The sequence below is a fragment of the Burkholderia sp. Bp9012 genome, from assembly GCF_003853825.1.
GTDB classification, from domain to species: domain Bacteria; phylum Pseudomonadota; class Gammaproteobacteria; order Burkholderiales; family Burkholderiaceae; genus Burkholderia; species Burkholderia diffusa.
Map to the genome: position 1 here is coordinate 37,190 of NZ_QTQA01000022.1, position 24,457 is coordinate 61,646.

Here is a 24,457-nt window from a genome sequence, read left to right on the forward strand (position 1 = left end):
TGGGGCCGCCGCCGGAAAGTGGATGACGTTCTTCACGCAAAAGGAGCGAAATATGGGTGCCTCAGCAGCCGGTAGCACGGGTGGTCCGAACGACACGACCCAGGTCCAGCAGCAGGCGGACGACCTGACCAAGACGCAGCTCGAACTGACGAAGATCAACTTCCAGGTCCAGCAGTCGACCGCGACGTTCGAAACCAGCAACGCAGTGACCGCGCAGGAAGGGACGGCGAACGCCCAGGTTGCGCAACACCTGAGTTCCGCCGGCCGCGCATGACGCCGGCCGCCGGCCGCGCCGCGCGACGCCCCATGCCCAGGCAGCCCGTGCAGGGTGCCTGGCGGGGCGCGCGTGCGTGTCGGCCGGCTCGTTTCCGGCGCTGCCGGTCAAGGAGGACACGATCATGTCGGTAACAGGCGTAGGTGCAGCACCGCCGGGCGCGGCCGCGCTCGCGGGCGCCGTGCAGCAGGCGGGCACGGCGTCCGATCCGGTGCAGGTGCGCCAGTTCGATGCGTTGATGCAGCCGGGTGCAGCCGCGGGCTCGCCGTCGGCGTCTGGCGTCGCGATGTCGCGCGCGCCGGCCGATGCGGCGCCGGCGGTGCAGATGACGCCCGCGACACCCGCGCAGGCGAATCATGCGTCGCTGGTCGAGCGGTTGCGCACGTACGGCAACGATCTCGACACGCGGTACGCGAACATCGACAAGCATCGCACCGAGATGCTGACGTCGATGGCGGACAACCGCAGCGATCCGCTGATGACGATGGTGAAGGCGATGGATTTCCAGTGGACGGCGACGACCACGATTTCCGAATACCAGTTGAGCCTGTCGGTCGCGCAGGCGGCGAACGGCTTCACGCATACGGTGCTGAAGACGCAGGAGTGACGAAGGCCGGTGCGTGTGCCTGAAGCGGTCGCGCGCCCTGAAGCGGACAAACGATGACGACGATCGATTCGACGCCGCGCATGCATGCGTGGCGCAGCCGGGCAGCGCGTGCGCTGCTCGCGGGACTGCTCGCGCTGCTGGCCGGCTGCCAGAAGGAGCTGTACTCCGGCCTGTCGGAGCGCGACGCGAACCAGATGGTCGCCGTGCTCGGCGATGCGGGCATCAGCGCGTCGAAGGACAACGACGCGCGCGACACGTCGGATCGCAACGCATGGCAGGTGAGCGTCGCGGACGGCGACATGCAGTCGGCGCTCACCGTGCTGCAGGCGAACGGGCTGCCGAAGCCGAGCTATGCGAGCCTCGGCGAGCTGTTCCAGAAGCAGGGGCTCGTGTCGACGCCGGCCGAGGAGCGCGTGCGCTACCTGTACGGCGTGTCGCAGGACCTGTCGCGCACGCTCCAGGACATCGAGGGCGTGGTGGTCGCGCGCGTGCAGGTCGTGATTCCGGAGAACGATCCGCTCGCGGACAAGATCAAGCCGTCGTCGGCGGCCGTGTACATCCGCTACCGGCCCGGCGTGGACCTGCGCGCGATGGCGCCGATGGTCAAGGATCTCGTCGCGCACAGCATCGAAGGGCTGCAGTACGACAACGTGTCGCTGTTCCTGCAGCCAGCCGCCGCACACACGACGCGCGTGGACGGCATCGGCAGCGCGGTGTCGGACGTCCTGCGTCTGCGCTCGCCGCTCGGCTGGCTGGTGTTCGCGCTGATCCTGCTGACCTGCGCGGTGATCGCGCTGTCGGCCGCGCGGCGCGGGATGTTCGGCGCCCGGCTGGCCGGGCTGGTCGGCACGCCGCGCGGGGCGAACGGAACCGGCGGTGCGTCAGCGTCGTCGGGGAGCGGCCTGCGCACGCCGGACGGCGCGCGCGACGGCGCATGAGCGAACACGCTGCGCTGCCGCCGGGTGCCAGGCCCGATGCCGCGCCGCTGCCGTGGCTGCAACCGCTCGCGCCGCCGCCGCCCGCGCGGCGCGCGGCGTTTCACGCGCTCGTCTGCGAATTCAACCTGCGCCCGGACCGCTATCTGCACGTGACGCGCGTGCCGGCCGAGTGGCCCTCGCGCTATCGCTCGCCCGACGCGTTCGGTCCGGCCGGCCGCAAGCTGCTTGCTCGTCACCTGCTCGATGCGAACGGCGTGGCCGGACTCCACGACTTCGACGTCGCCAATCCGTGTGCGCGGCTCGCGCTGCTGCCCGGCGCGGCGCTCGAGCAGCTCGCGTCGTATACGGGGCTGCTGCTGCATCGCGGCTGGCTGCGCGACGCGCTGACCGTGCGCCGCATTCGTGCGGAAGTCGCGGCGAAGCTCGGCGGCGACGCGCTGGAACTCGCGCTCGAGCGCGCGCCGGAATTCGGCGCGCTCGCGGACACGCTCGAACCGTGGCGTGCCGATCCGGCCGCGCTGCCGGTGGTGATTCGTGCGCGCGGCGGGCGACTGCTCGCGGATTTCATCGGCGTGGCCGGCGACGCGGTCGCGCGGCGCGCGCGCCTGAAGTTCAACCGCGCGATCGACAACGAAGCGCCGTACTGGCTGAATCGCGCGCAGCGCGACCAGTTCGGCGAATTGCTGTTCCTGTTTCTGATTCCCGAGAGGCTTGCGTCATGGGACTGGCTTTTCTGATCACGAGCGACAACCTGCAGCTGCTGTCGGAGCGCAAGGTGCTCAAGGAGCGCGAATACGCGGCGCTGCTCGACGCCTCCGCGGTGATCGCGACCGCGCGCGACGAGGCCGCGCGCATCGTCGCCGATGCGCAGCGCGAATTCGACAAGCGCCAGGCGGCGGGCTACGACGAGGGAATGCGCCGCGCGCAGCGCGAGCATGCGGCGCAGGCATACACGCAGGCGCTGGCCGCCGCCCGGACGATGGAGTCGATGAAGGATTCGATGGCCGACATCGTCGTGAAGGCCGTGCGCGCGATCGTCGGCGAGATGGGCACGCAGAAGCTCTACGAGGCCGCGCTCGCGCGGATCGCGCCGCTCGTGCGCGACGAGGCGTTCCTGATCGTGCGGGTCGCGCCGGGCCGCGAGGACGAGATGCGCGATGCGCTCGAGCGCGCGTTCGCCGGACAGTCGAATCGTCAAAGGATCCGCATCGTCGAGGACGCACAGCTCGAACGCCACGCGTGCACGGTCGAGACGCCGTCCGGGCGCATCGACGCGAGCCTCGACCTGCAGATCGACGCGCTGCGCCAGGCGATCCGCCGCGATGCGCTGAAGGGCACGACGCGATGAACGCGCCGTTCGACGATCCGCAGTCGTTCGGCGGTGACAGCGACGACGATGCGGCGCCGTTCGATCGCGGCCGCCTCGTCGGCGATCTCGACGCGGGGCTCGCGTTCTTCTCGCCGGTGTCGGTGCAGGGCCGCGTCAATCACGCGGTCGGGCAGATCCTCAACGCGACCGGCATCCGCGCGCGACTCGGCGAGATCTGCGAGTTGCGCACGCCGAACCAGCCGACGCTGCTCGCCGAAGTGGTCGGCTTCTCGCGGCAGACCACGCTGCTCACGCCGCTCGGCGACGTGGCCGGGCTGTCGCCGGAGACGACCGTCGTGCCGTCCGGGCGCGAGCACGTGTTCCCGGTCGGCGAAGCGCTGTTCGGCCGCGTGCTGGACGGCCTCGGCCGGCCGCTCGACGATCGCGGGCCCGTGACGGGTGCCGCGTGGGTATCGACGCAGCAGGACCCGCCGAACCCGCTTGCGCGCAAGATGATCGACACGCCGTTTCCGACCGGCGTGCGCGTGATCGACGGCCTGATGACGCTCGGCATCGGCCAGCGCGTCGGCATCTTCGCACCGTCCGGCGTCGGCAAGAGCACGCTGCTCGGGATGATCGCGCGCGGTGCGCAAGCCGACGTGAACGTGATCGCGCTGGTCGGCGAACGCGGCCGCGAAGTGCGCGAGTTCATCGAGCACAGCCTGTCGCCCGAGGTGCGCGCGCGCTCGATCGTCGTCGTGTCGACCTCCGACCGTCCCGCGATGGAGCGCGTGAAATCCGCGCTCGTGGCGACCGCGATCGCCGAGCACTTCCGCGATGCGGGCAAGCGCGTGCTGCTGCTGGTCGATTCGCTGACGCGCTTCGCGCGCGCGCAGCGCGAGGTCGGCCTCGCGAGCGGCGAGCCGCCGACGCGGCGCAGCTTCCCGCCGTCGACGTTCGCCGTGCTGCCGCGCCTGCTCGAACGCGCGGGCCAGGGCGCGACCGGCTCGATCACAGCGCTGTACACGGTACTCGTCGAAGGCGATGAGGAATCCGATCCGATCGCCGAGGAAGTGCGCTCGATCCTCGATGGCCACATCGTGCTGTCGCGCAAGATCGCGCTCGCGAACCGCTATCCGGCGATCGACGTGCTCGCGAGCCTGTCGCGTGTGATGCCGCTCGTCGCGAGCCGCGCGCATCAGCAATCGGCCGCGCGCGTGCGCGAGCTGATCGCGAAGTACCAGGAGATCGAGCTGCTCGTGCAGATCGGCGAGTACCGCGAAGGCAGCGACCGGCTCGGCGATCTCGCGCTGCGTGCGCGCGATGCGATCGGCGCGTTCTGCGCGCAGGCTTCGCAAGAGGACGTGCGTTTCGACGCGCTGCTCGCGAAGCTGACGAAACTCGCGAACGACCATGTCTGAAGCCGACGACCGTCTCGTGCTCGCGACGCTTGCGCGCCTGAAGCGCGTGCGCGAGATGCGCAGCCAGATCGCGCGCGTTGCAGCCGCGCGCCAGCAGGGCATCGCCGCGCAGAGCCGCCGCGCGCTCGATGCCGCGCACGCGCAGCTCGCGCAGCAGGTCGCCGCGAAGGCCGCGATCCAGACGCGGCTCGCCGACGACCTGCGCGAGGCGCGCGCGCTGCAGAACGCCGCGGCCGACACGCGCACGTTCGATCGCCACATTGGCGTTGCGAATGCGTCGGTCAGCGAAGCCGCGCACGTGCACCGCGATCACGAGGCGACGCTCGCCGACCTGCAGCGCGCCGCGCGCAAGGCGAAGGCTGCCGAGGACAAGCTCGACAAGGCTGGCGAGAAGGCATTGCAGGCGCGTGCCGCGCGGGTCGAGCGTGACGCTGACGAAGTTGCGGATGCGCATGCGGTGCGGCGTTTCGCGACGGCGGGCGTCTGGGCGGGCGATGCGCACGCGCATGCGTCGGGGCAGCCGGAGATGGCCGCCGGCTTCGATGCGCAGATGGTGTCGCGGCCGGCGGATGCGGATGCGACGGACGCGGCCGACACCTCCGACTCGACCGCCGCAGACACTGCACCCACCCCCGCCGCCGACCCGGCACCCGCCGCCGCGGACCGCCGATGCTAGACCACGCCGCGAACTTCAACGACATCGCCGGCACGCTGCGGCCGCTGCTCTACGTGATGCCGCGCCTGCTGCCGGTCATGTTCGTCGTGCCGGTGTTCAACGAGCAGATCGTCACAGGCCTCGTGCGCAACGGAATCGCGGTGGTGATCGCCGCGTTCGTCGCGCCGGTGATCGACCCGGCGCAGGTCGCCGCGCTGCCGTTCCTGATGTGGTGCCTGCTCGTCGCGAAGGAGGCGGTGGTCGGCATGCTGCTCGCGGGCGCGTTCAGCGCGGTGTTGTTCGCGATCCAGGGTGTCGGCTACCTGATCGATTTCCAGACCGGCAGCGGCAGCGCCGCGTTCTTCGATCCAATGGGCGGGCACGAGGGCGGCCCGACCTCGGGCTTCCTCAATTTCGTCGCGATCGCGCTGTTCGTCACCGCGGGCGGCCTGCAGGTGCTGGTGCAACTGTTCGCGCAGTCGTATGCGTGGTGGCCGATCGGCTCGCTCGGCCCCGATTTCTCGTCGATGCTGGAGACCTTCGTCGTGCGGCAGACCGACACGATCTTCGAATGGATGGTGAAGCTCGCCGCGCCCGTCATCATCGTGCTGGTGCTCGTCGAGCTCGGCATCGGTCTCGTCGGGCGCGCGGTGCCGCAGCTGAACATCTTCGTGTTCGCGCAGCCGGTGAAGAGCGCGCTCGCGGTGCTGATGATGGTGCTGTTCCTGCCGGTGGTGTACGCGTCGCTGCATGCGCTGCTGAGCCCCGACAGCGGGCTGATGGCGCTGCTGCGCGCGCTGTTCGCCGCGCACGGCGGCGCGTGACGGCCCGCCGGAACCGGAGCGCCCATGTCCGAGAAGAACCAGCAGCCGACCGCGAAGCGCTTGCGCGAGGCGCGCCAGAAGGGCGACGTGCCGAAGAGCGCGGAGACGATCTCGTCGGCCTTCTTCGTCGGCGTGTGCGTCGCGCTCGCGGTGGGGCTCGGCACGTTGTTCGCGCGGCTGCAGGCGCTGTTCCGGCTCGTGTTCGATGCGGCCGGCGCGGCCGATCCGTCCGCGCGGCTCGCCGTGCTGATCGACGGCGCCGCGCGCGACTGGGCGCTGCTGTCCGCGCAGATCGTCGCGGCCGGGCTGCTGGCCGGCGTGCTCGCGGGCTTCGTGCAGGTGGGCGGCGTGATGGCGTGGAGCCGGCTCGTGCCGCAGCTGTCGCGGCTCAATCCGGCCGAGGGGCTGAAGAACATGTGGTCGATGCGCAACCTCGTGAACCTCGCGAAGATGCTGCTGAAGACCGTGCTGCTCGCCGCGACGCTCGGCTGGCTGATCGTCGAGTCGCTCGACCCGTCGGTGCAGGCCGGCTTCACGCGGCCGATGTCGATTCTCGCGCTGATCGTGAAGCTGCTGATGCTGCTGTTCGGCTGGGCCGCGCTGATCTACATCGTGATGGCGCTGATCGACATCGTTCACCAGCGCCATGAGTTCAACCAGAAGATGAAGATGTCGATCGACGAAGTGCGGCGCGAGCACAAGGAAGACGAGGGCGATCCGCACATCGAGGCAAAGCGCCGGCAGCTCGCGCGTGAAGCGCAGTTCTCGTCGCTGCCCGACCGGATCGGCTTCGCGTCGGTGGTCGTCTATTCGTCGAGCGTCGCGGTTGCGCTCTATTACGGCGGGATCGGGACGCTGCCGTGGGTGCTCGCGCGCGGCGAGGGCGAGGCGGCCGAACGGATCGTGCGGCTCGCGCGCGACGCGCTGCGCCCGACGCTCGCGAACGCCGGCCTCGCGCACGCGCTGTACGAGAGCACGCCCGAAAAGGGCACGATCCAGCAGCAGCATTTCCGCGAGGTCGCGCAGTTGCTGAAGTGGGCGACCGGCGCGGCATGACGAATACGACCCGTCGGGCCCGGAACGCCGGCATGCACGCGATTCGTCGATGCACCGTGATGTGGACCCGTTTCCTGCTCGCCAGGCCGATGGCACGTCGGGCTTGACGCGGTTTTTTTTCCGGATTTGTCCGACATTCACCCATGAATTATTGCTGATTTATTTCTTCGTAATATGGCTCGACCGTCAACCGGGCGGCGGGCTGCGAGATTGCGCCGCCGCTGACGGAACAGGTCAACAGGGGCAGACAAATCAATGTGCGGAATCGACGGCTTTCTGAATAGCGTCGCCTGCGATGAGGAGACAGCGCGCGGCACGCTCGCGCGAATGACGGCGAGCCTCGCGCATCGCGGGCCCGACGGGCAGGGCCTCTGGGTCGACCCGGAGGCTGGTATCGCGCTCGGGCACCGGCGGCTTGCGATTGTCGATCTGTCGGTACACGGCCGGCAGCCGATGGCATCCGCATGCGGCCGCTACGTCATGGTCTTCAACGGCGAAATCTACAACCATCGCGAGTTGCGCGCGGAGCTCGAGCGCGCGGGTCGCGCACCGGCGTGGCGCGGCCACTCCGACAGCGAGGTGCTGATCGCGGCGATCGTCGCGTGGGGCGTCGAGGCGGCGCTGCGGCGCGCGACCGGCATGTTCGCGTTCGCGCTGTGGAATCGCGCGTCGCGGGTGCTGACGCTCGCGCGCGACCGGATCGGCGAGAAGCCGCTTTACTACGGCCGGATCGGCGACGCACTCGTGTTCGCGTCGGAACTGAAGGCGCTGCGCGGGTATCCGGGCTTCGACGGCACGATCGATCGCGACGCGCTGTGCCTGTACCTGCGCCAGTCGAGCGTGCCGGCGCCGCATACGATCTATCGCGGCATCAGCAAGCTGCCGCCGGGCACCTTCGTCCAGTTCGAACATGCGCGCGACACGCCGCGCCTGCGCGCGTACTGGACGCTCGAGCAGGCGATCGAAGCGGGCCGCGAGCAGCCGTTCGAGGGCAGTGCCGACGAGGCCGTCGGGCAACTCGACGCGGTCCTGCGGCAGGCCGTCGCGCGGCAGATGGAAGCCGACGTGCCGCTCGGCGCGTTCCTGTCGGGCGGTATCGATTCGTCGGCGATCGTTGCGCTGATGCAGGCGCAGTCGGCGAACCCGGTCGACACGTTCACGATCGGCTTTCACGAGGCCGGTTACGACGAAGCCGGTTACGCGAAGGCGGTTGCGCGCCATCTCGGCACGCGCCACACCGAGCTCTACGTGACGGCCGACCATGCGCTCGGCGTCGTGCCGAAGCTGCCGACGATCTACGACGAACCATTCTCCGACGCCTCCCAGATTCCGACCTTCCTCCTGTCGGAGCTGACGCGCCGGCACGTGAAGGTGAGCCTGTCCGGCGACGGCGGGGACGAACTGTTCGGCGGCTATACGCGCTACTTCCTGACGCCGCGCCTGTGGCGCAAGCTGCATCGCGTGCCGGCGGCGGTGCGCGCGCGGATCGCCGCAGCGCTGCATGCGCTGCGCCCCGATCATGCCGATCAGCTCGCGGCGGTTGCGCAGGGCGCATGGGGCGGCGTGGACGCGCGCGACTCGGCGACCCGCATCGGCGACCGGCTGCACAAGCTCGGCCACGTGATGACGGCCGAGAGCCGCATCGGGCTGTACCGGCTGCTGATGTCGTCGGTACATCATCCGGAGCGCATCGCGCTACGCGGCCAGGAGCCGCCGACGCCGCTCGACACGGTGTCCGCATGGCCCGCGAACCTGAGCTTCGCCGAGCAGGCGATGGCGATCGACACGCTCACGTACCTGCCGACCGACATTCTCGCGAAGGTCGACCGCGCGGCGATGGCGGTCAGCCTCGAGACGCGCATGCCGTTCCTCGACCATCACGTCGTCGAATTCGCGTGGCGCCTGCCTGCGTCGGTGCGGTTGCCGGAAGGGCAGTCGAAGGCGCTGTTGCGCCGGCTGCTGGACCAGTACGTGCCGTCGTCGCTGATCGACCGGCCGAAGCAGGGCTTCTGCGCGCCCGTCGATCACTGGCTGCGCGGCGCATTGCGCGACTGGGCCGAAGCGCTGCTTCAGCCGTCGCGGCTGCGCGACGAGGGCTTCTTCGATGCGGCGGCCGTCGAGCGGCTGTGGCGCCAGCACCAGACGGGCCGGATGAACTGGCAGCATCAGCTGTGGACGGTGCTGATGTTCCAGGCGTGGCTGGAACATCAGCGCGCCGCATGAAGCGGGATGACGCGGCGAGCCGCGTCACGTCATGCTGGTGTTCGGCGCTCGCTCACTGGTCGAGGCACCGCACGCACAGCCGCTTCGCCTGGCTCGCCGACAATCCGCGGCACATCATCACGACCGGTCGCGCATGGCACGACGGCGCGTCGGCGGAAGCAGCGGGCGACGCGAGCCTGCGCGCGCGTTCGGGCGGTGTGGTCGCGGCCGCGTCCATGCGCCGTTGCCGCGCGGGTGGCGGCATGTCGCGCACCACCGGAATCGGTTCGACACCGCCTTCGCGTGCGTTGCGCTGCGCGCTCGCGACGACGCGGCTCACATAGCCGCTCGAGAACCCGGTCGTGAAGTTGCCGCTGTAATAGCACGACAGCGCCGCGCGTAGCGCGGCCTGCGCGGGGCGGCCGGTGTTCGACGAGCGCGTGAAGCATTCGGTCAGGATCGCGCCGCCTGCCCGCAGGTTGCGACACGGTTCGAACATCGTCGTGTCGTCGAGGCCGTATTTCGCGAAGTTTCGTTCGTTAACCTGAGCGAGGCCGACGCTGTAGCTGAAGCCGCGCGCGGCCAGCTCGCTTGCGGTCGCGCGCGCCTCGTCGAGCGACGCGGGCTGGCGCGTCAGGTGGCCGCCGACCACGCCGATCGCATACGGATTGAAACCGGATTCGGTGCGCACCAGCGCGGCGAGCGTGTCGGGATCGACGTTCGGTGCGCAGGCGCGCGCGAGCTGCGCGAAGCCTGCGGCGCTGCCTGCCGCCTGCGCGCCGCGCGGCTGCATGCCCGCGCCTGCGAGCACCAGCGTGAGCAGCGCGCACAGGATCGCGGCGACGCCGCGCGGGCCACGCGCGCTCATCCTGCCCCCGCCACGCGATACGACAGCACGAGCCCGTGCACGAGCAGCGACCAGCCGTCGAGCGCGACGAACAGCAGCAGCTTGAACGGCACCGAGATCGTCGTCGGCGAGATCATCTGCATGCCTAATGCAAGCAGGATGTTCGCAACCAGCAGGTCGACGACGATGAACACGATGTAGATCACGAAACCGATCTGGAATGCCTTCGTCAGCTCGGCGAGCGTGAAGCTCGGCACCAGCACGAGCAGGTCGTCGTCCTTGATGCCGTCCGCGCGGTTCTTCGGCCAGACCGACGTCGCGGTGCGCACGAAGAATTCGCGGTCGCGCTGCCGCGTATGCGACACCAGGAAATCCTTGACGGGGGGCAGCGCGGCATCGGCGAGCGCGCCGATGTCGGCGGTCGACAATTGTCCCGATGCGTCGAAGTGGCGTGCCTGCAGCGCGTCGCGGATCGACATGCCGACCGGCGCCATGATGAACAGCGACAGGATCAGCGCGATGCCGTTGAGCACGAGGTTCGGCGGCACCTGCTGGATCCCGAGCGCGGAGCGCAGCAGGCCCAGCACGACCACGAGCTTCGTGTAGCTCGTCACCATCAGCGCCGCGAACGGCGCGATGCCGAGCGCGGCGATCACCGCGATCAGCGCGACCGGATTCGGCAGGCTGCCCATCGTTCAGCGCTCGCGCGGCGCGGGCTGCGTCAGCGTGACGACGCGCACGCCGAGCTTCTGGCCGACCGCGATCAGATGGCCGGTGCCGATCAGCATCCCGTTCGCGACGAGATGGATCACGCTCTGGTTGATGCCTTGCTGCAGTTCGATCACCGCGCCGGGCTGCAGCGCGCCGAGTTCGCCGAGCGGGATCGACGTGGGCGGCAATTCGAAACGCAGGTCGACCGCGAGGCCGTCGAGCGAGCGCGGCGCATCGTCGGGCGACGCATCCTGCGCAGTCGCGGGCGGGGTGTCGGTGCGGGTCGGTTCCAAAGGCATCTCCCTGATTCGTTCGACGGTCAGCCGGTTGCCCGACGGCCGTCCGGTGATCTCCCACGCCGGCGCGGCCGGCACCCGCGCGACGCACAGCAGGTTCTGCTCGTGCGCGCGCCAGCGCTCGATCGCGATGATGTCGCCACTGACGACGTCGGCCAGCTCGGCCATCGTCAGCTCGGTCCGGCCGATCTCGAATACCAGCGGCACCGGCAGGCTTGCATACGCGGCGCGCGTGTCGGGCCGCGTGGCCGCCGGCGCCGCGAAGAACACCGCGAGCGCGTCCGGTGCATCGAACAGCAGCGCGCCGTGGCAGCGCCATGCGCCGTCGGCGCGACGCAGTTCGAAGCGCAGCGCGGCCGGCGCGCTGCGCCACGCGGGCACGCTCGTCGGCGGCGGCAGCAGTTCCACGCGCTGCCGAGTCGCGGCCTGCAGCACGGCCGAAAGCGGTGCGACGAGGTCGGCGAGCAGCGCCGCGCGGATCACGGCCGGTACGGCCGGGTCGGCCGCGTCGTCGAGCCATGCGCTTTCCGCGACCGGATCGATCCATAGCGTGCCGGCGGCCGGGCCGATGACGAAGCGGTATGCGTGCGCGTCGGCGGCTGGTTCGGCGTCGACGCGCCAGCGTACCTCGTACGCGTGTTCGCCGAGGGTGACCGGGACCGCGCCCGTGGCACCGTACGCATGCGACAGCCCGCGCGCGGCGGCGGCGGACAGGCGCGGCAGCCAGGGCGACGCGTCGAGCGCGACCACGGCCGGCGAGGGCGGGATGGCGGGCGCCGCGGCGGGCGGGGTGGCAGCGGCGGGCGAGGCCCGGTTCGCGGCGTCGCCGGCGTCGGCATTCGTCAGGGACAGCGCAGGCACGGCGGGATCGGGGCGGATTCGGCGTTGGTTCGACGGGTTGTTGTGGCCGGCGGCGCGGGGGGCGCGCGGCTGCTGCGTCGATTGTAGGGACGGCGCCGGCCGCGTGCCACGCCGGAATCCGTAGTCGCGTGCATGCGCCGGCCGCGCGGGCGGCGGCGAGCTACGAAGCCTGCTGCGCGGCGGCGTGGCCGCGTGCGGCGCGTCGCACGCACAAAGGCGGCCGCCGCCCGGAGGCGGCGGTCGTGGCGCGGCGGGCACGCGTGCCGGGCCGCGAGGCGTCGCACGTCGGACGTGCGGCGCGGTGGGGAGCCTTGCCGGCGCGCCGCTCAGTGGCGGCGCGCGGGTGAGCCGTTACGCGTAGTCGGCAGCCAGCGCCTGCTGCGGCGCGGCGCGCAGGATCGGCGCCGCGTCATGGCGCTCGACGTGCGTCATGGCCGCGCCGAACAGCACCAGCCGATAGCCGACCGCATAGATCGGGATGATCCGCAGGTTCTTGTCGTGATCGAGCTGCAGCTTCGAACGGATGCGCGAGATGTGGGTGTCGAGCGTGCGCGACGACACGCCGAGCTCGCGGCCCCAGACCGCTTCCTGGATCGCTTGCCGCGGCACGATCTTGTTCATGTTGTCGAGCAGGAATTCGACGACGTCGAATTCACGCGGCGTGACGTCGACGACTTTGTTGTCGATTTCGATCGTGCGGCGCACGAAGTTGATTTTTATGTTGTCGATGTACAGGTATTTGCAATCCATGTTGGCCCTCGCATGTCCGTAAAGGAGTGTTTGCGGGTCATGTACTGCAACTTCCGGGCCAGGGAGGGACTGTCAGGCGTCGACGGGCGGCGGGGGCGGGGCGGGAGGTACGCCGGCCTTGAATCTAAAAGAATTTTTAACGCAGGACGCGCGGCGGGCTTCGAAAGGGTCGGAGCAACAGTGAAGGATTGTTACGTAGCATCCGGCGGGAACGTTACGGGTGTTACGGGCGGTGTTACGTGGGGGCGGGAAATTCCCGCCGATCAGGCAGCGCGCCGACCGGACGGCGAACCCTGCATCGAACGCTCCCTTGCCTGGACGGATTGCAGAGCGGAATCAATGGGTTGGGGCGGATTTTTGCCGATTTCGGACCGTACGCCAGGGCCTGCCCCAAGCGGAAAGAAAGAAAACCGGTCGCGCGACACGCCCGCCGCGCGACCGGCGTTTCACCTGCCGGTCAAGCCTTCGCGGTGTCGCCCGAATCGAACGGCAACACGTAATGGCGCTTGCCGGTCGCCGCGAAGATCGCGTTGGCGACCGCCGGGCCCACCGGCGCGACGCCCGGCTCGCCGACGCCGGTCGGTGCCTCGGCCGACGGCACGATATGCACCTCGACCTTCGGCATCTCCGCCATCCGCAGCACGTGATAGCCGTCGAAGTTGCGCTGCTCGACCTGGCCGTCCTTCAGTGTGATCGCGCTGTGCAGCGCCGCACCGAGCCCGAAGCCGATGCCGCCTTCCATCTGCGCGGCGACGATGTCGGGGTTGATCGCGATCCCGCAGTCGACCGCGCACACCACGCGTTCGACCTTCACCTTGCCGCCGGCGTCGACCGACACTTCCGCGACCTGCGCGACATAGCTCTTGAATGCCTCGGCCACCGCGATCCCGCGCCCGCGTCCCTTCGGCAGCGGCTTCGCCGGATCCCAGCCGGCCTTCTGCGCGGCCAACTCGAGCACCGCGCGCATCCGCGGCTCCTTCGCGAGCAGGTCGCGGCGGAACAGATACGGATCCTTGCCGGCCGCGTGCGCGGCTTCGTCGATGAACGCCTCGACCGCGTACGCGGTGTGCGAGCTGCCGACCACGCGCCACCAGAGAACGGGCAGGCCTACCTTGGTGGTCGTGAGTTCGACCGACACGTTCGGCACCGCGTACGGCAGGTTCGCCGCGCCCTCGACCGATGTCGCGTCGATCCCGTTCTTGACCATGAACGCCTCGAACGGCGTGCCGGCGAGAATCGACTGGCCGACGATCCGGTGGCGCCAGCCGACCAGCTTGCCGTCCGCGGTCAACCCCGCGTCGAGCTTGTGGAAGTACATCGGGCGATAGAAGCCGCCCTGGATGTCGTCCTCGCGCGTCCACTGCAGCTTGACCGGCTGGCCGTCCGCGCCCAGCGCCTTCGCGATCGACACGGCCTCGACCACGTAGTCCGACCACGCGTTCGCGCGGCGGCCGAAGCTGCCGCCCGCGTACAGCGTGTGGATCTGCACCTGTTCGGGCTTCAGGCCCGCGACCCTGGCGGCGTTGCCCTGGTCGACCGTCTGGAACTGGTCGCCCGCCCAGATCTCGCAGCTGTTCGCGGTCAGCTTGACGACCGCGTCGAGCGGCTCCATCGGAGCGTGCGCGAGATACGGGAATTCGTACGTCGCGCTGACCTTGCGCGCGGCACCCGCGATCGCCGCGTCGGCATCGCCGTCCTTGCGCGCGGACGCGCCGGGTTTCGCGGCGAGCTGCCGGTACTCGCGCATGATCTCGGCCGAGCCGCGCTTTTCGGCGTTCGTTTCGTCCCAGTCGACCTTCAGCGCGTCGCGGCCCTGTTTCGCGGCCCAGAAGCCGGTCGCGACGACCGCGACGCCGCCTGGCACCTGCACGACCGACACCACGCCCGGCACGGCCTTCGCGGCCGTCGCGTCGAACGACTTGACCGTCGCGCCGAAGCGCGGCGGGCGCTGCAGCAGCGCGACGCGCATGCCGGGGAAGGTCGTGTCGAGCGTGAAATGCGCGGTGCCGTTCGACTTGGCCGACCCGTCGACGCGCGGAATGCGATGGCCGATCAGCTTGAAGTCGGCCGGCTGCTTCAGCGTGACCTTGTCGGGCACCGGCAGCTTCGACGCGTCGGCCACCAGCGTGCCGTAGGCGGCCGTCTTGCCGCTCTTCTCGTGCGTGACCACGCCGTTGGCGGTGGTCAGCTCGCCGGCCGGCACCTTCCAGCGCGCCGCCGCGGCCGACACGAGCATCGCGCGGGCCTTGCCGCCCGCTTCGCGCAGTTGCTGCCACGAGTTCGACATGGCCGAGCTGCCGCCCGTGCCCTGCATCGTGCCGAAGGCGAGGTTCGCATAGCGTTTCGCATCGGCCGGCGCGCTTTCGACGCGTACGCTCGACCAGTCGGCGTCGAGCTCCTCGGCGACGATCGTCGCGATGCCCGTGTAGGCACCCTGGCCCATTTCCACGTGTTTCGCGACGACGGTGACCACGCCGTCGGGCGTGATGCGCAGGAATGCGTTCGGCGCGAAATCGGCGGCGGGTGCCGTCGCGGCGAGCGCGCGGCGGCCGAGGCCGGCCCATTCGAAGCCGATCGTCAGGCTGACGGCGGCCGCGGCGCCCGCGGCTTTCAGAAACGTGCGGCGCGACGGTCGCACCGAACCGCGATTCTCGAGTTCGATCGTCATGGTCAGGCTCCCAGTGTCGCTGCCGCGTCGTGGATCGCGGCCCGGATGCGGGCGTAGGTCGCACAGCGGCAGATGTTGCCGTTCATTGCCGCGTCGATGTCTGCGTCGGTCGGCTTCGGATTCTGTTCGAGCAAGGCGGTGGCCGACATGATCTGGCCGGACTGGCAATAGCCGCACTGCGGCACCTGCAGCTTCACCCAGGCGGCCTGCACGGCCTGCGCGGGCTTGCTCTGCAGGCCTTCGATCGTCGTGACGTGCTTGCCCGCGATGCCGGCGAGCGGCAGCACGCACGAGCGCACCGGCTGGCCTTCGAGATGGACGGTGCACGCGCCGCACTGCGCCATGCCGCAGCCGAACTTCGTGCCGGTCAGCCCCGCGTGCTCGCGGATCGCCCAGAGGACGGGCATCGACGGATCGGCGTCGAGCGTAACGTTCTTGCCGTTGAGGACGAACGAGGTAGGCATGTTTGTATGTCTCCATGGGGAAAACCCGGCATGCGCCCGGTTAGCGGGCAGTGTGCGCGAGCGCGCGATTTTTGCGTCTACCCAATCCTGCAAATTTATTGAACAATCCTGCAAATCCCCGGCGCGACGGCAAGCGATTCGCTATGCTCGCGCGGTTCAGGGAAACGAAGCGAGGAACCCGTCATGGACATGACCGAAATCGCGGCGTCGCGCGAATCCGGGCGGCGCGAACTGGCATCGCTGATTGCCCGCTTCGCGCCGACGGACGGCTCCCACTCGACGGCCGTGCCCGCGCTGATGCTGCATCGGCATGGGCATCCGGTCGATCTCGGCTGCGGCGTGTCGCGCGCCGCGCTCGTGATCGCCGCGCAGGGCGCGAAGCGTGTGATCGTGGGCGGCCAGGCTTACGAATACGACACACGGAACTGCCTGATCGCGTCGATCGACTTGCCGATTCTCTCGCGCGTCACGCAGGCGTCGCCGGACGCGCCTTACCTGTGCCTGTCGCTCACGCTCGATCCGCAACGCATCGTCGAGCTCGCGGCCGAGATGCGGCTGCCGGAGCCGGATGCCGGCCCCGAAGGCGAGGGCATCGCACTTGCCGAGCTGACGCCGCCGCTGCTCGATGCCGCGCTGCGGCTGTTGCGGCTGCTCGAAACGCCGGCCGACATTCCGGTGGTCGCGCCGCTGATCGAAAAGGAGCTGCTGTACCGGCTGATGACGAGCGGGCAGGGCACGCGGCTGCGGCACATGGCCGTTGCCGGCAGCCAGACGCACCGGATCGCACGCGCGATCGAATGGATCCGCGATCACTACGCGGAGCCGATGCGCGTCGACACGCTCGCGCAGGCGGTCAACATGAGCGTGTCGTCGCTACATCACCACTTCAAGCACGTGACCACGCTGAGCCCGCTGCAGTATCAGAAGCAGCTGCGGCTGCACGAAGCGCGGCGGCTATTGCTGCGGCAGGGCGGCGACGTCGGGTCCGTGGCCGCGACCGTCGGCTATGAAAGCGCGTCGCAGTTCAGCCGCGAATACAGCCGGCTGTTCGGCGCGCCGCCGATGCGCGACGTCGTGCATCTGCGCAAGAAGGAATTGCTCGGCACATAGCGGCCGCGCGGTTCATTTCGATTGCATCGCGCCTGGCTTCGTCGCGCGATGCGCGGTCTGCCGAATCGGGGCGACATACAATCGGCGTGCCAGGGTTGCTGCGTGAGGATGCGAGGGAGCGGCGGACAGCGCTGCCGCGCCGCGCGCGAACTTCTGTTTCACGCATGCATCCCTGGATTGCGCGAACCAGGGCGACACTTGCCGGCAGCACACGAATCGACCGATCGAAACGCGCAAAAAAGTCGCGCCGGCACGAATTTTCTGCATGAATCGTGCTTTGCACAAACATGTTTCAGCAATGAGATTCGCGCCGATATCGCATCGGAAATGTTTCTCGCGCGCATCGTGCGTTGTCATCCAGCGATTGGAGCACGACGGTTATCGACATTGAATGTCGCCAAATTGAATGACGACAGTAAAAATGAATAAAGGGTGTTGAAGGGTTCGTGCGGCACATGCTGTCATTTTTTCCGATATGCCGGTGGCGTGAAGGGCATGTCGGCCTGCATCGCAATTGCCGTTTTTTTTGCCGCACGTTCGCATTGTCGGTCGAGACCTGATCCCGTCGGTATTTTCACGGATGAATCAATCGCGTTTCGCGGCGGCTGGTGTGCACATCCGGAAGCTTGCCGAAATCGGCCGTGCAGGCTCCGCTGCACCGGGCACCGCGTATTTCGATTCGTCGTTTTTCGGGCCTGCGAACGCCGTCGAACGGGCTGCAGCAGGCGGTTTGGCAGGGCCGATGTGCAGATCGGCCGCAATGTGCGACCGCGCAGTTCTCAAGTATGCAACACCCGTTCGCCACCCCCTTGCGCGAGGCCCCGCGGGCCGTATTCGTCCGCCTTTTCCGGCATTGCTTCGCGGCATTCAATGATCGGCGCAAGCTGCCCACGGTCGTCGCGATACATTCCTGAAACGAAAAAAGCGATTCCTGGCGATGTGGCCGCGCGTCGCGGACGGTACGCGTCATGCAACCGTCGGTGGAATCACGCATGGCATGCCGCTTGCAACATTGGACGCACCGGCGAGCGGTCGACCTGATGCGACAAAGATGGGGGGCGACGCGTTCGTCAATAAGCAGTCGGGGAAACAGCGATGAAGACCAGAAGCAGTCATTCTTTCCGCGCATTCCTTGCGCATCCGTGGGGTAGTCGGACAGCTCGGAGTACGGCTCGCGATGCAGTGCCAGCCTCGCGGGTTCGTTGCCGGTTTCCCGGCATCCGCGTGTTGCACGTGCTGGAACGCCTGTCGTTCCGCATGACAACCGGCCGACAGCGGTGCTCCCCTTCTTTCGGCGCGTCCGGGTGGACCGGGCTGTTCGTGCCGGACAGCTTGACCCCGATTCGACTTCGACCGTGCAGGGCCGTATCGAGTGCGCCGGGAAAATGCCGGCGCTCGGCGGACTAGCTCGAATACCCATTGGCCGGATTGCCCGGAAGATCGTTGATCGGTAGCTCAGGGAGAAGCGATGCCGACTGACCGTAATGCAGGCCCGTTATCGCCACGATGACGTGCATGTTTTCGCTGGCGCTGCATTTTCGGTAGTTAATCATTTTCACGCATTTTCGATCGCTGAAGCGAATGCCATATGCTGGTATGTCGCGGGTGCGAATTTCGAAAAAAACCAGTCCCGAATGTCGAGTGCCTGAATTCGGGTGCGTGAGGAAATTTGTTTTCTGATTTTTAAAAATCGATATTGGATATCGAAAATTTAAATAAAAATTCGGAAAACTAAAAAATATGAACCTGAAGTTGGACTGTCCAACGATTACGTGGTCTCGGATTCGAGATGAATCGTTTCTTTGTGATTGGATAGTGATCCTTATTTTTAGGGATTGCTCGAGGCAGGGAAGTTGAAGGCGTGCAGCTTTCCTCGCTTGTTCCGTCCACGCCGTTATGGAGTCGACCATGAAGAAGCTTCTGATTGCAGTAGCAGTTATGGCGGTTTCGGGTGTAGCGTTCGCAGCGAGCGGCACGGTTTCGACCAGCAATTCGTCGAGCGGTGGCCAGACGATGGCCGGTGTTGTCGGGTTCGGTTCGTTCACTGCCATGGATTCCGGCGCGGCGCTCGGCGCTGCCGGTGCAACGGCCGGTGGCGGCGCGAGCAGCTCGATCTCGTACACGAACCACACCAACACATCGACGGTGAGCGGCTTCGGCTTCGGCGGCGCACAAGCGGGCGGTTCCAGCGGCGCGAATGCCGGATCGACCGGCTGGACGATGTATCACTACTAAGCCGCGGCGCATAGCGTTCGTCATGGATAGGTGACAGGGATGCCGGGTTTCGTCCCGCGAGGGCGGACCCGGCGACCTGGCCACCGAATTTCCTCACAGCAAGGAATTGCTATGAAAGCCAACGTCATTTTAGCGACAGTGCTCACCGCCCTATCGTCAGTCGTGCTGGCGGCAGGTCCGACGACATTCAACCAGACGCAATCCGTCGCGGCAGGCGTCTCCGGTTCTGTGTTGGTCGGTACCGGCAGCTACACGAGCAACTCGACTTCGGTCGCGGGCGCGAACGCCGGAAGCACCGTGACACCCGCCGGATCCACCGGCACGGCATCCGCCTATCACGACTCGACTTCGACGGCCAGCGGCTGGGGCACGAACGGAGGCGCGTTCGCGGCAGGCGGCGGTATCGGTGCCGCAGGCTCGTTCGGTGGAACCGGCAACACGAGCGAGAACGCCAATGCGCTGTCGGGAGGGGTGACCGCCACGATCGTACTCGGCGCGAACCACTACACGGCAACCGGCGCGAACGACAACGGTATTGCCAACGCGGGGGCCGCTGGCATGGCGGGCAGTGGGTGGTCGGGAACGGTCGCGGGCTCGAACCACTACAACTCGTCGACGGTATGGGGCACGGGTCCGGCCGGATCGCCGTTCGCATCGGGCGGCAGTCAGGGCAGCTCCGGCGCGACCGCCGGCAGTCCCTGATTCGCGTGTCGGGGGGCCAGCTTCCCAACGACGCTGGTCTCTCTTTCCTCGCCTTGTTGTCACCGTAAGGAGTTGGCATGAAGCAGAAACTGATTGCCGCCGCTCTGATGCTCGCGTCTCTGACGGTGTATGGCGCTGACCGTGCTGCCGACGACGTGCAATCGAATGTGCAAACGTCAAGCAATCCTGACCAGATGACCAAACCGTCACAACAACACACGCTTTCGTCGGGCAGCGCCATCGGTGCATCGGCGGCCCCGCAATGGCCGGGCATGTCGGGCGGTTCATGGTCCCAGCTGGGCAGCGGCTGGAAGCAGTTCGGGGAAGCAGGCAAAGCTGAAGGAATTCAGGGGAATTAATACGGTTGCCTGGGTGGGAGGTCAAACCACGTCCGGAGATTGAAATGAACAGCAACAAGATCAGGGTGGCATGTGCGGCAATGTTCGCGATGGCCACGATCGGTGCCCAAGCGCAGACCGCCGACTCGACTTCAAGCGCGCAGTCCTCGACGTCGTCGACGGCAGTCAGCCTTGGCGGCGGCGCGAGCATGAACACGAACAACACGACCGGCGGCAATGCCACGAGCAGCAGCGGCGTTCGGAGCAGCGGCAATTCGAGCGTGCAGGTGAACTTGAACTTGCCGTCTTCCACGAGTGGCGGCTCGAACGTGACGCCGCAGAGCACGAGCTCGCTCGCGGCCGGCGCGCCCGGCACCAGCCCGTACAACACCCAGGCGGCGGAAAACGTCAACTACTCGGGCACCCAGACGATCAAGACGAACCCGGCGATCCAGGCGCCAGGTCTCACGACCACGCTGTCCGATACCTGCATGGGCTCGGTGAGCGTCGGCGTGTCGTTTCCGGGCTTCGGCGCGACGGGCGGCACGACCCTGGTCGACCAGGCATGCGTGCGTCGTCTCGACGCGCGTGAATTCCGCGCGATGGGGCTGACCGACGTCGCGCTCGCGCTGCTTTGCCAGAGCGATGCGAACCGGCGTGCGGTGGAAGCGACCGGGCACCTGTGCCCGGGCACGACCGCGCCGCTTGCGCGCTCGAACGTGGCGCCCTCCGCCGAAGCGACCGTGGCCGACGACGTGAAGTATCGCGATCCGCTCGTGCGCAACCGCATGGGCCTCCCGCCGCTCGATGCCGCCGCGCCCGTGCAGACGCGCCCGGTGGCGACGACCGCGGTCCAGGCGGCGCCGATCCCGGCGCCGGTGCCCGCGCCGTCGATCGCCGCGCCGGCGGCCAGCGCGGTGCCTGCTGCAGCACAAGCGGCCGCCGTGAAGGCGACGCAAGCGGCTGCCCTCGTGCCTGCCGCCGTTGCCGCACCGGTTGCCGCGGCCGCACCGGCAGTGAGCGCCGCGCCTGCGGCAGCACCGGCCGCGGTGAGCGCGGTGCCGGCTGCCGCCATCGTTGCGGCGCCGGCGGTCGACACGAAGACGAAGGAACCCGTGCCGGCGGTTGCCGACAAGGCTCCGGAACTCACGCCGGCCTCGACCGGCACCACGGCGCAAGCCGCGGCGGCGCCTGCGGTCGACACGAAGGCGAAGGAACCCGTGCCGGTGGTTGCCAGCAAGGCTCCGGAACTCACGCCGGCCTCGACCGGCACCACGGCGCAAGCCGCGGCGGCGCCGGCGGTCGACACGAAGACGAAGGAACCCGTGCCGGTGGTTGCCAGCAAGGCCTCGGCACCCGCGCCGGCTGCAACCGACACCACGGCGCAAGCCACGGCTGCGCCTGCGGTCGATACGAAGGCGCCGGAACAACCCGCGCCGGCGGTCGCCGACAAGGCACCGGAACCTGCACCGGCTGCGACCGACACCGCCGCGCAAGCTGCGGCAGCGCCGGCCGCTGTCACGAAGACGCAGGATATCGCGCAATCCGGACCGGCCGCGACCGACGCCGCACCGCGGACCCAGGACGCTGCAATGGCCGCGCCCGCGATCGATGCGAAGGCTGCCGAACCGGCCACGCAGGCGGCAGCCGAAGCGCCTGCGCCGGAAGCCGCGCAGCCCGCCGCAGCGGCTGCGGTTGCCGACACACCGGCCGCCGACGCGAAGGCGACGGAAGCCGTCGAATCCGCTGCCGCGCCCGCACCGTTCGCCGACATGCCGGCCGCATCCGATCCGGCGCCGGCCACGGTTGACCAGCAGGCCGCCCCGGCCGCGCCGATGATGCCGGCGCCGACCGTCATCTCGACGAGCACGTCGTCGTAATCATGCGGACAGGGCGCCCGTGCGATCGGCATGCCGGTGGCGCGGGCGCCGCCGGGATTCGCGGCGCGACGCAGGTCGCAAGTTTGACGGGTGTTGGTTCCTCCCCGAGGTCAACACCTCTTTTTGCCTGACGAGGGTACAAGGAGGCCTCAATCATGAGGATCTTTTTGGTCGCGCTGCTGCTGGTCGGCACACAAGCCGCCGCGCAGTCGGTTTTTCAGAACCCTGCGGTCTTTGTCATCCTGAGCGAGCAGACCCTCGCGAATGCCGCGAGCGTCCAGCAGGCGCTGACGACGCTCGGCCGCGCGGACAACACGGCATGCGTGCCGATGATGATGGTCGGCGATCCGCAGATGATCTACATGATGCCGGCGGAAGGACACGCACCGTCGTGGCAATCGCCGGTGTACGGTCGTGGCGCGCCGTTCGAAGCGCAGACCGGGCCGACGCCGACCGGCAAGACGATCGGCGCGATGCAGCACGCGGAGGACATGCAGACGCAGCCGTGGAGCGACAGCAGCGCGATCACGCAGAAGATCGCCGGCGAGTCGAGCCTGTCCGCGTCGGCGCGAGTCAGCGACTGGCAGCGCAAGGGGCTGAACACGATCGAGACGGCGCCTGCGACGGAAGTGACGGTGAACGGCAAGACCTACCGTGCTTATCGCGACGATCTCAACCAGGCCGTGCGGCCCGTCGTCGAACCGCAGATCTACCTGCAGCGTGTCGTGTTCTGCCGATGACGAAACTTTCCCGAGCGGACATGCCGGCAGCGTCGCGCGTGGGCAGGCAGGCCTGCCGCGCACCGTTTCGCGCCGTCCGTTCCGCCAGACAACCCCATGCGGCGAGGCCATCGTGAACCAATGCTGCCCAATCAGACTGTCAGGCCCGCAGGAGGATGAACGGGCCCCGTGCACGCCACAGTTCGTCGCGGTCCCGCGTCTCCATAGCGTGCCATCACGCCCGCTCGTGTATCTGTCGCAGCGTCCCGATGCGGGGCTCGTCGACTGTCTCGCGTCGCGCGGCTGGGACATGTGGCGCGCGAAATCCGTTGCGGACGCACTCAATCTCGTGAAGGCGAACCGCCTGCATGCGGGCATCGTCGATTTCGACGACTTCGCGTCGCCCGACGTCGCGTCATTCGAGGCGCTGCTGCGCGATCCGCGGATCGGCTGGGTCGCGCTCGCCGACGACGAGCGACTGCGCGATGCCACCATCGCGCGCCTGATCCGCCAGTGCTGCTTCGGCTACGTGCGCAATGCGACGGCCTATACGACGATCGGTTATCTCGCAGGCCATGCGTACGGGATGCTGAAACTGGAGGAAGGCGATCCGGCCGCCGATGCCGCGCCGCCCGGCGGTACGATGATCGGCGCGTGCGACGCGATGCGCCGTCTGTTCGCGACGATCCGCAAGGTCGCGAACACCGAGGCCACCGTGTTCATCGCCGGCGAATCCGGCACCGGCAAGGAGTTGACGGCGTCGGCGATCCACCAGCATTCGTCGCGCGCCGACGCGCCGTTCGTCGCCGTGAATTGCGCGGCGATTCCGGCGACGCTGCTGCAGGCCGAGCTGTTCGGCCATGAACGCGGCGCGTTCACCGGCGCGCATCAGCGCAAGATCGGCCGCATCGAGTCCGCGCACGGCGGCACGCTGTTCCTCGATGAAATCGGCGACATGCCGTTCGAGAGCCAGGCGAGCCTGCTGCGGTTCCTGCAGGAGGGCAAGATCGAGCGGCTCGGCGGGTATGCGTCGATTCCGGTGGATGTGCGGATTGTGTCCGCGACCCACGTCGATCTCGAGGCCGCGATGCGCGCGGGCCGGTTCCGTGCGGACCTGTACTACCGGCTGTGCGTGTTGCGTATCGACGAGCCGCCGCTGCGCGCGCGTGGCCGCGACATCATGCTGCTTGCCGACCACATATTGCGGCGCTATCGCGGCGACAGCGCGCACCGGATTCGCGGCTTCATGCCGTGCGCGATCGAGGCGATCCACGACTATGCATGGCCCGGCAACGTGCGCGAACTGATCAACCGGATCCGCTTCGCGGTCGTGATGACGAATGGCCCGCTGATCTCGGCCGTCGATCTCGAACTGAGCCAGTACACGTCGCACCGGCCGCCGACGCTCGTGGAATCGCGCCGCCAGGCCGAGCGGCGCACGATCGAGGAAACGCTGTTGCGGCATCGGCGCCAGCATGCCGACGTCGCGGCGGAACTCGGCGTCTCGCGCGCGACGCTGTACCGCCTGATGACCGCGCACGGCCTGCACGGCTGACGCCGGTTGCGCCCGCGCGGCATGCGGCCCGGGCC

Annotated in this window: 25 protein-coding genes; 17 read left to right on the top strand and 8 right to left on the bottom strand. The window is 68.5% G+C overall.

Annotated elements, in window-relative coordinates; genetic code table 11:
- The first annotated feature begins 52 nt into the window (after positions 1 to 52).
- The 10 genes from DIE11_RS26490 to asnB all read left to right on the top strand — a co-directional run bounded on the left by DIE11_RS26490 (position 53) and on the right by asnB (position 9,307).
- On the top strand, positions 53 to 274 hold the full coding sequence (locus tag DIE11_RS26490) for a hypothetical protein (protein WP_040141234.1): 222 nt from the start codon (positions 53 to 55) through the stop codon (positions 272 to 274).
- 124 nt (positions 275 to 398) lie between these two features.
- Positions 399 to 881 (top strand): hypothetical protein, encoded by a 483-nt coding sequence (locus DIE11_RS26495; protein ID WP_124628137.1) that lies wholly within the window; start codon positions 399 to 401, stop codon positions 879 to 881.
- Between the two features lie 53 nt (positions 882 to 934).
- Positions 935 to 1,819, top strand: a complete 885-nt coding sequence (sctJ, locus tag DIE11_RS26500; protein ID WP_124628139.1) for a type III secretion system inner membrane ring lipoprotein SctJ — start codon at positions 935 to 937, stop codon at positions 1,817 to 1,819.
- Positions 1,816 to 2,556, top strand: a complete 741-nt coding sequence (locus DIE11_RS26505; RefSeq protein ID WP_124628141.1) for a SctK family type III secretion system sorting platform protein — start codon at positions 1,816 to 1,818, stop codon at positions 2,554 to 2,556. Before sctJ ends, DIE11_RS26505 begins: the two co-directional genes overlap by 4 nt.
- Entirely contained in the window at positions 2,538 to 3,167 is a 630-nt protein-coding gene (gene sctL, locus DIE11_RS26510) for a type III secretion system stator protein SctL (protein WP_124610256.1), read from the top strand. The genes DIE11_RS26505 and sctL overlap by 19 nt, the downstream gene beginning before the upstream one ends.
- Positions 3,164 to 4,549 (top strand): type III secretion system ATPase SctN, encoded by a 1,386-nt coding sequence (sctN, locus tag DIE11_RS26515; RefSeq protein WP_124628143.1) that lies wholly within the window; start codon positions 3,164 to 3,166, stop codon positions 4,547 to 4,549. Before sctL ends, sctN begins: the two co-directional genes overlap by 4 nt.
- Positions 4,542 to 5,225 (top strand): hypothetical protein, encoded by a 684-nt coding sequence (locus tag DIE11_RS26520; protein WP_124628145.1) that lies wholly within the window; start codon positions 4,542 to 4,544, stop codon positions 5,223 to 5,225. Before sctN ends, DIE11_RS26520 begins: the two co-directional genes overlap by 8 nt.
- Entirely contained in the window at positions 5,219 to 6,028 is an 810-nt protein-coding gene (gene sctT, locus DIE11_RS26525) for a type III secretion system export apparatus subunit SctT (protein ID WP_059526749.1), read from the top strand. The genes DIE11_RS26520 and sctT overlap by 7 nt, the downstream gene beginning before the upstream one ends.
- Positions 6,029 to 6,052: 24 nt before the next feature.
- Positions 6,053 to 7,084, top strand: a complete 1,032-nt coding sequence (locus tag DIE11_RS26530; protein ID WP_124628147.1) for an EscU/YscU/HrcU family type III secretion system export apparatus switch protein — start codon at positions 6,053 to 6,055, stop codon at positions 7,082 to 7,084.
- 255 nt (positions 7,085 to 7,339) lie between these two features.
- Positions 7,340 to 9,307, top strand: coding sequence for an asparagine synthase (glutamine-hydrolyzing) (gene asnB / locus DIE11_RS26535; RefSeq protein ID WP_124628149.1), 1,968 nt, complete (start codon positions 7,340 to 7,342; stop codon positions 9,305 to 9,307).
- Between the two features lie 52 nt (positions 9,308 to 9,359).
- Here the strand turns inward: asnB and DIE11_RS26540 are convergent, their stop codons facing one another.
- The 6 genes from DIE11_RS26540 to DIE11_RS26565 all read right to left on the bottom strand — a co-directional run bounded on the left by DIE11_RS26540 (position 9,360) and on the right by DIE11_RS26565 (position 15,883).
- The gene (locus DIE11_RS26540; RefSeq protein ID WP_124628151.1) at positions 9,360 to 10,154 is read right to left on the bottom strand and encodes a lytic transglycosylase domain-containing protein; all 795 of its coding nucleotides are present in this window, start codon (positions 10,152 to 10,154) and stop codon (positions 9,360 to 9,362) included.
- Complete coding sequence (sctR, locus tag DIE11_RS26545; protein ID WP_044847619.1) at positions 10,151 to 10,825, bottom strand: type III secretion system export apparatus subunit SctR; 675 nt, start codon at positions 10,823 to 10,825, stop codon at positions 10,151 to 10,153. The genes DIE11_RS26540 and sctR overlap by 4 nt, the downstream gene beginning before the upstream one ends.
- 3 nt (positions 10,826 to 10,828) lie before the next feature.
- Positions 10,829 to 12,001, bottom strand: coding sequence for a type III secretion system cytoplasmic ring protein SctQ (gene sctQ, locus DIE11_RS26550; RefSeq protein ID WP_124628153.1), 1,173 nt, complete (start codon positions 11,999 to 12,001; stop codon positions 10,829 to 10,831).
- Between the two features lie 351 nt (positions 12,002 to 12,352).
- Positions 12,353 to 12,751 carry a winged helix-turn-helix domain-containing protein gene (locus DIE11_RS26555; RefSeq protein ID WP_059526731.1) on the bottom strand — a complete coding sequence of 133 codons (399 nt, stop codon included), beginning with the start codon at positions 12,749 to 12,751 and terminating at the stop codon, positions 12,353 to 12,355.
- Between the two features lie 457 nt (positions 12,752 to 13,208).
- The gene (locus tag DIE11_RS26560; RefSeq protein WP_124628155.1) at positions 13,209 to 15,419 is read right to left on the bottom strand and encodes a xanthine dehydrogenase family protein molybdopterin-binding subunit; all 2,211 of its coding nucleotides are present in this window, start codon (positions 15,417 to 15,419) and stop codon (positions 13,209 to 13,211) included.
- A gap of 2 nt (positions 15,420 to 15,421) precedes the next feature.
- On the bottom strand, positions 15,422 to 15,883 hold the full coding sequence (locus DIE11_RS26565; RefSeq protein ID WP_124628157.1) for a (2Fe-2S)-binding protein: 462 nt from the start codon (positions 15,881 to 15,883) through the stop codon (positions 15,422 to 15,424).
- Positions 15,884 to 16,066: 183 nt separating this feature from the next.
- Here DIE11_RS26565 and DIE11_RS26570 point away from each other — a divergent pair, with 183 nt between their 5' ends.
- Complete coding sequence (locus DIE11_RS26570) at positions 16,067 to 16,993, top strand: AraC family transcriptional regulator (protein WP_124628159.1); 927 nt, start codon at positions 16,067 to 16,069, stop codon at positions 16,991 to 16,993.
- A gap of 12 nt (positions 16,994 to 17,005) precedes the next feature.
- On the opposite strand, the gene DIE11_RS26575 is transcribed toward DIE11_RS26570, so the two are convergent.
- Positions 17,006 to 17,350 carry a hypothetical protein gene (locus DIE11_RS26575; RefSeq protein WP_124628161.1) on the bottom strand — a complete coding sequence of 115 codons (345 nt, stop codon included), beginning with the start codon at positions 17,348 to 17,350 and terminating at the stop codon, positions 17,006 to 17,008.
- A gap of 1,046 nt (positions 17,351 to 18,396) precedes the next feature.
- Positions 18,397 to 19,038 (bottom strand): hypothetical protein, encoded by a 642-nt coding sequence (locus DIE11_RS37085; RefSeq protein ID WP_260437185.1) that lies wholly within the window; start codon positions 19,036 to 19,038, stop codon positions 18,397 to 18,399.
- Between DIE11_RS37085 and DIE11_RS26585 the strand changes: the two genes are divergently transcribed.
- From DIE11_RS26585 to DIE11_RS26610, 6 genes are all read left to right on the top strand, one after another.
- Entirely contained in the window at positions 18,932 to 19,228 is a 297-nt protein-coding gene (locus DIE11_RS26585) for a hypothetical protein (RefSeq protein WP_260437184.1), read from the top strand. The two genes, DIE11_RS37085 and DIE11_RS26585, sit on opposite strands and share 107 nt — an antisense overlap.
- A 111-nt stretch (positions 19,229 to 19,339) precedes the next feature.
- Positions 19,340 to 19,930: a hypothetical protein gene (locus DIE11_RS26590; protein WP_124628166.1), complete on the top strand. Its 591-nt coding sequence runs from the start codon at positions 19,340 to 19,342 to the stop codon at positions 19,928 to 19,930.
- 77 nt (positions 19,931 to 20,007) lie between these two features.
- Entirely contained in the window at positions 20,008 to 20,289 is a 282-nt protein-coding gene (locus DIE11_RS26595) for a hypothetical protein (protein ID WP_124628168.1), read from the top strand.
- Between the two features lie 44 nt (positions 20,290 to 20,333).
- Positions 20,334 to 22,148 (top strand): chemotaxis protein CheA, encoded by a 1,815-nt coding sequence (locus DIE11_RS26600; RefSeq protein ID WP_124628171.1) that lies wholly within the window; start codon positions 20,334 to 20,336, stop codon positions 22,146 to 22,148.
- A 155-nt stretch (positions 22,149 to 22,303) separates the two neighbouring features.
- Complete coding sequence (locus DIE11_RS26605; RefSeq protein ID WP_124628172.1) at positions 22,304 to 22,888, top strand: hypothetical protein; 585 nt, start codon at positions 22,304 to 22,306, stop codon at positions 22,886 to 22,888.
- 112 nt (positions 22,889 to 23,000) lie between these two features.
- Positions 23,001 to 24,422 carry a sigma-54 dependent transcriptional regulator gene (locus tag DIE11_RS26610; protein ID WP_124628174.1) on the top strand — a complete coding sequence of 474 codons (1,422 nt, stop codon included), beginning with the start codon at positions 23,001 to 23,003 and terminating at the stop codon, positions 24,420 to 24,422.
- The last annotated feature ends 35 nt before the right edge of the window (positions 24,423 to 24,457 follow it).

What these genes read in the sequence shown, in the direction of transcription:
- DIE11_RS26490 (WP_040141234.1), top strand. Translation starts at nt 53, where the DNA reads ATGGGTGCCTCAGCAGCCGGTAGCACGGGTGGTCCGAACGACACGACC.
- DIE11_RS26495 (WP_124628137.1), top strand. Translation starts at nt 399, where the DNA reads ATGTCGGTAACAGGCGTAGGTGCAGCACCGCCGGGCGCGGCCGCGCTC.
- sctJ (WP_124628139.1), top strand. Translation starts at nt 935, where the DNA reads ATGACGACGATCGATTCGACGCCGCGCATGCATGCGTGGCGCAGCCGG.
- DIE11_RS26505 (WP_124628141.1), top strand. Translation starts at nt 1,816, where the DNA reads ATGAGCGAACACGCTGCGCTGCCGCCGGGTGCCAGGCCCGATGCCGCG.
- sctL (WP_124610256.1), top strand. Translation starts at nt 2,538, where the DNA reads ATGGGACTGGCTTTTCTGATCACGAGCGACAACCTGCAGCTGCTGTCG.
- sctN (WP_124628143.1), top strand. Translation starts at nt 3,164, where the DNA reads ATGAACGCGCCGTTCGACGATCCGCAGTCGTTCGGCGGTGACAGCGAC.
- DIE11_RS26520 (WP_124628145.1), top strand. Translation starts at nt 4,542, where the DNA reads ATGTCTGAAGCCGACGACCGTCTCGTGCTCGCGACGCTTGCGCGCCTG.
- sctT (WP_059526749.1), top strand. Translation starts at nt 5,219, where the DNA reads ATGCTAGACCACGCCGCGAACTTCAACGACATCGCCGGCACGCTGCGG.
- DIE11_RS26530 (WP_124628147.1), top strand. Translation starts at nt 6,053, where the DNA reads ATGTCCGAGAAGAACCAGCAGCCGACCGCGAAGCGCTTGCGCGAGGCG.
- asnB (WP_124628149.1), top strand. Translation starts at nt 7,340, where the DNA reads ATGTGCGGAATCGACGGCTTTCTGAATAGCGTCGCCTGCGATGAGGAG.
- DIE11_RS26540 (WP_124628151.1), bottom strand. Translation starts at nt 10,154, where the DNA reads ATGAGCGCGCGTGGCCCGCGCGGCGTCGCCGCGATCCTGTGCGCGCTG.
- sctR (WP_044847619.1), bottom strand. Translation starts at nt 10,825, where the DNA reads ATGGGCAGCCTGCCGAATCCGGTCGCGCTGATCGCGGTGATCGCCGCG.
- DIE11_RS26555 (WP_059526731.1), bottom strand. Translation starts at nt 12,751, where the DNA reads ATGGATTGCAAATACCTGTACATCGACAACATAAAAATCAACTTCGTG.
- DIE11_RS26560 (WP_124628155.1), bottom strand. Translation starts at nt 15,419, where the DNA reads ATGACGATCGAACTCGAGAATCGCGGTTCGGTGCGACCGTCGCGCCGC.
- DIE11_RS26565 (WP_124628157.1), bottom strand. Translation starts at nt 15,883, where the DNA reads ATGCCTACCTCGTTCGTCCTCAACGGCAAGAACGTTACGCTCGACGCC.
- DIE11_RS26570 (WP_124628159.1), top strand. Translation starts at nt 16,067, where the DNA reads ATGGACATGACCGAAATCGCGGCGTCGCGCGAATCCGGGCGGCGCGAA.
- DIE11_RS26575 (WP_124628161.1), bottom strand. Translation starts at nt 17,350, where the DNA reads ATGACAACGCACGATGCGCGCGAGAAACATTTCCGATGCGATATCGGC.
- DIE11_RS26585 (WP_260437184.1), top strand. Translation starts at nt 18,932, where the DNA reads ATGGCGGTTTCGGGTGTAGCGTTCGCAGCGAGCGGCACGGTTTCGACC.
- DIE11_RS26590 (WP_124628166.1), top strand. Translation starts at nt 19,340, where the DNA reads ATGAAAGCCAACGTCATTTTAGCGACAGTGCTCACCGCCCTATCGTCA.
- DIE11_RS26595 (WP_124628168.1), top strand. Translation starts at nt 20,008, where the DNA reads ATGAAGCAGAAACTGATTGCCGCCGCTCTGATGCTCGCGTCTCTGACG.
- DIE11_RS26600 (WP_124628171.1), top strand. Translation starts at nt 20,334, where the DNA reads ATGAACAGCAACAAGATCAGGGTGGCATGTGCGGCAATGTTCGCGATG.
- DIE11_RS26605 (WP_124628172.1), top strand. Translation starts at nt 22,304, where the DNA reads ATGAGGATCTTTTTGGTCGCGCTGCTGCTGGTCGGCACACAAGCCGCC.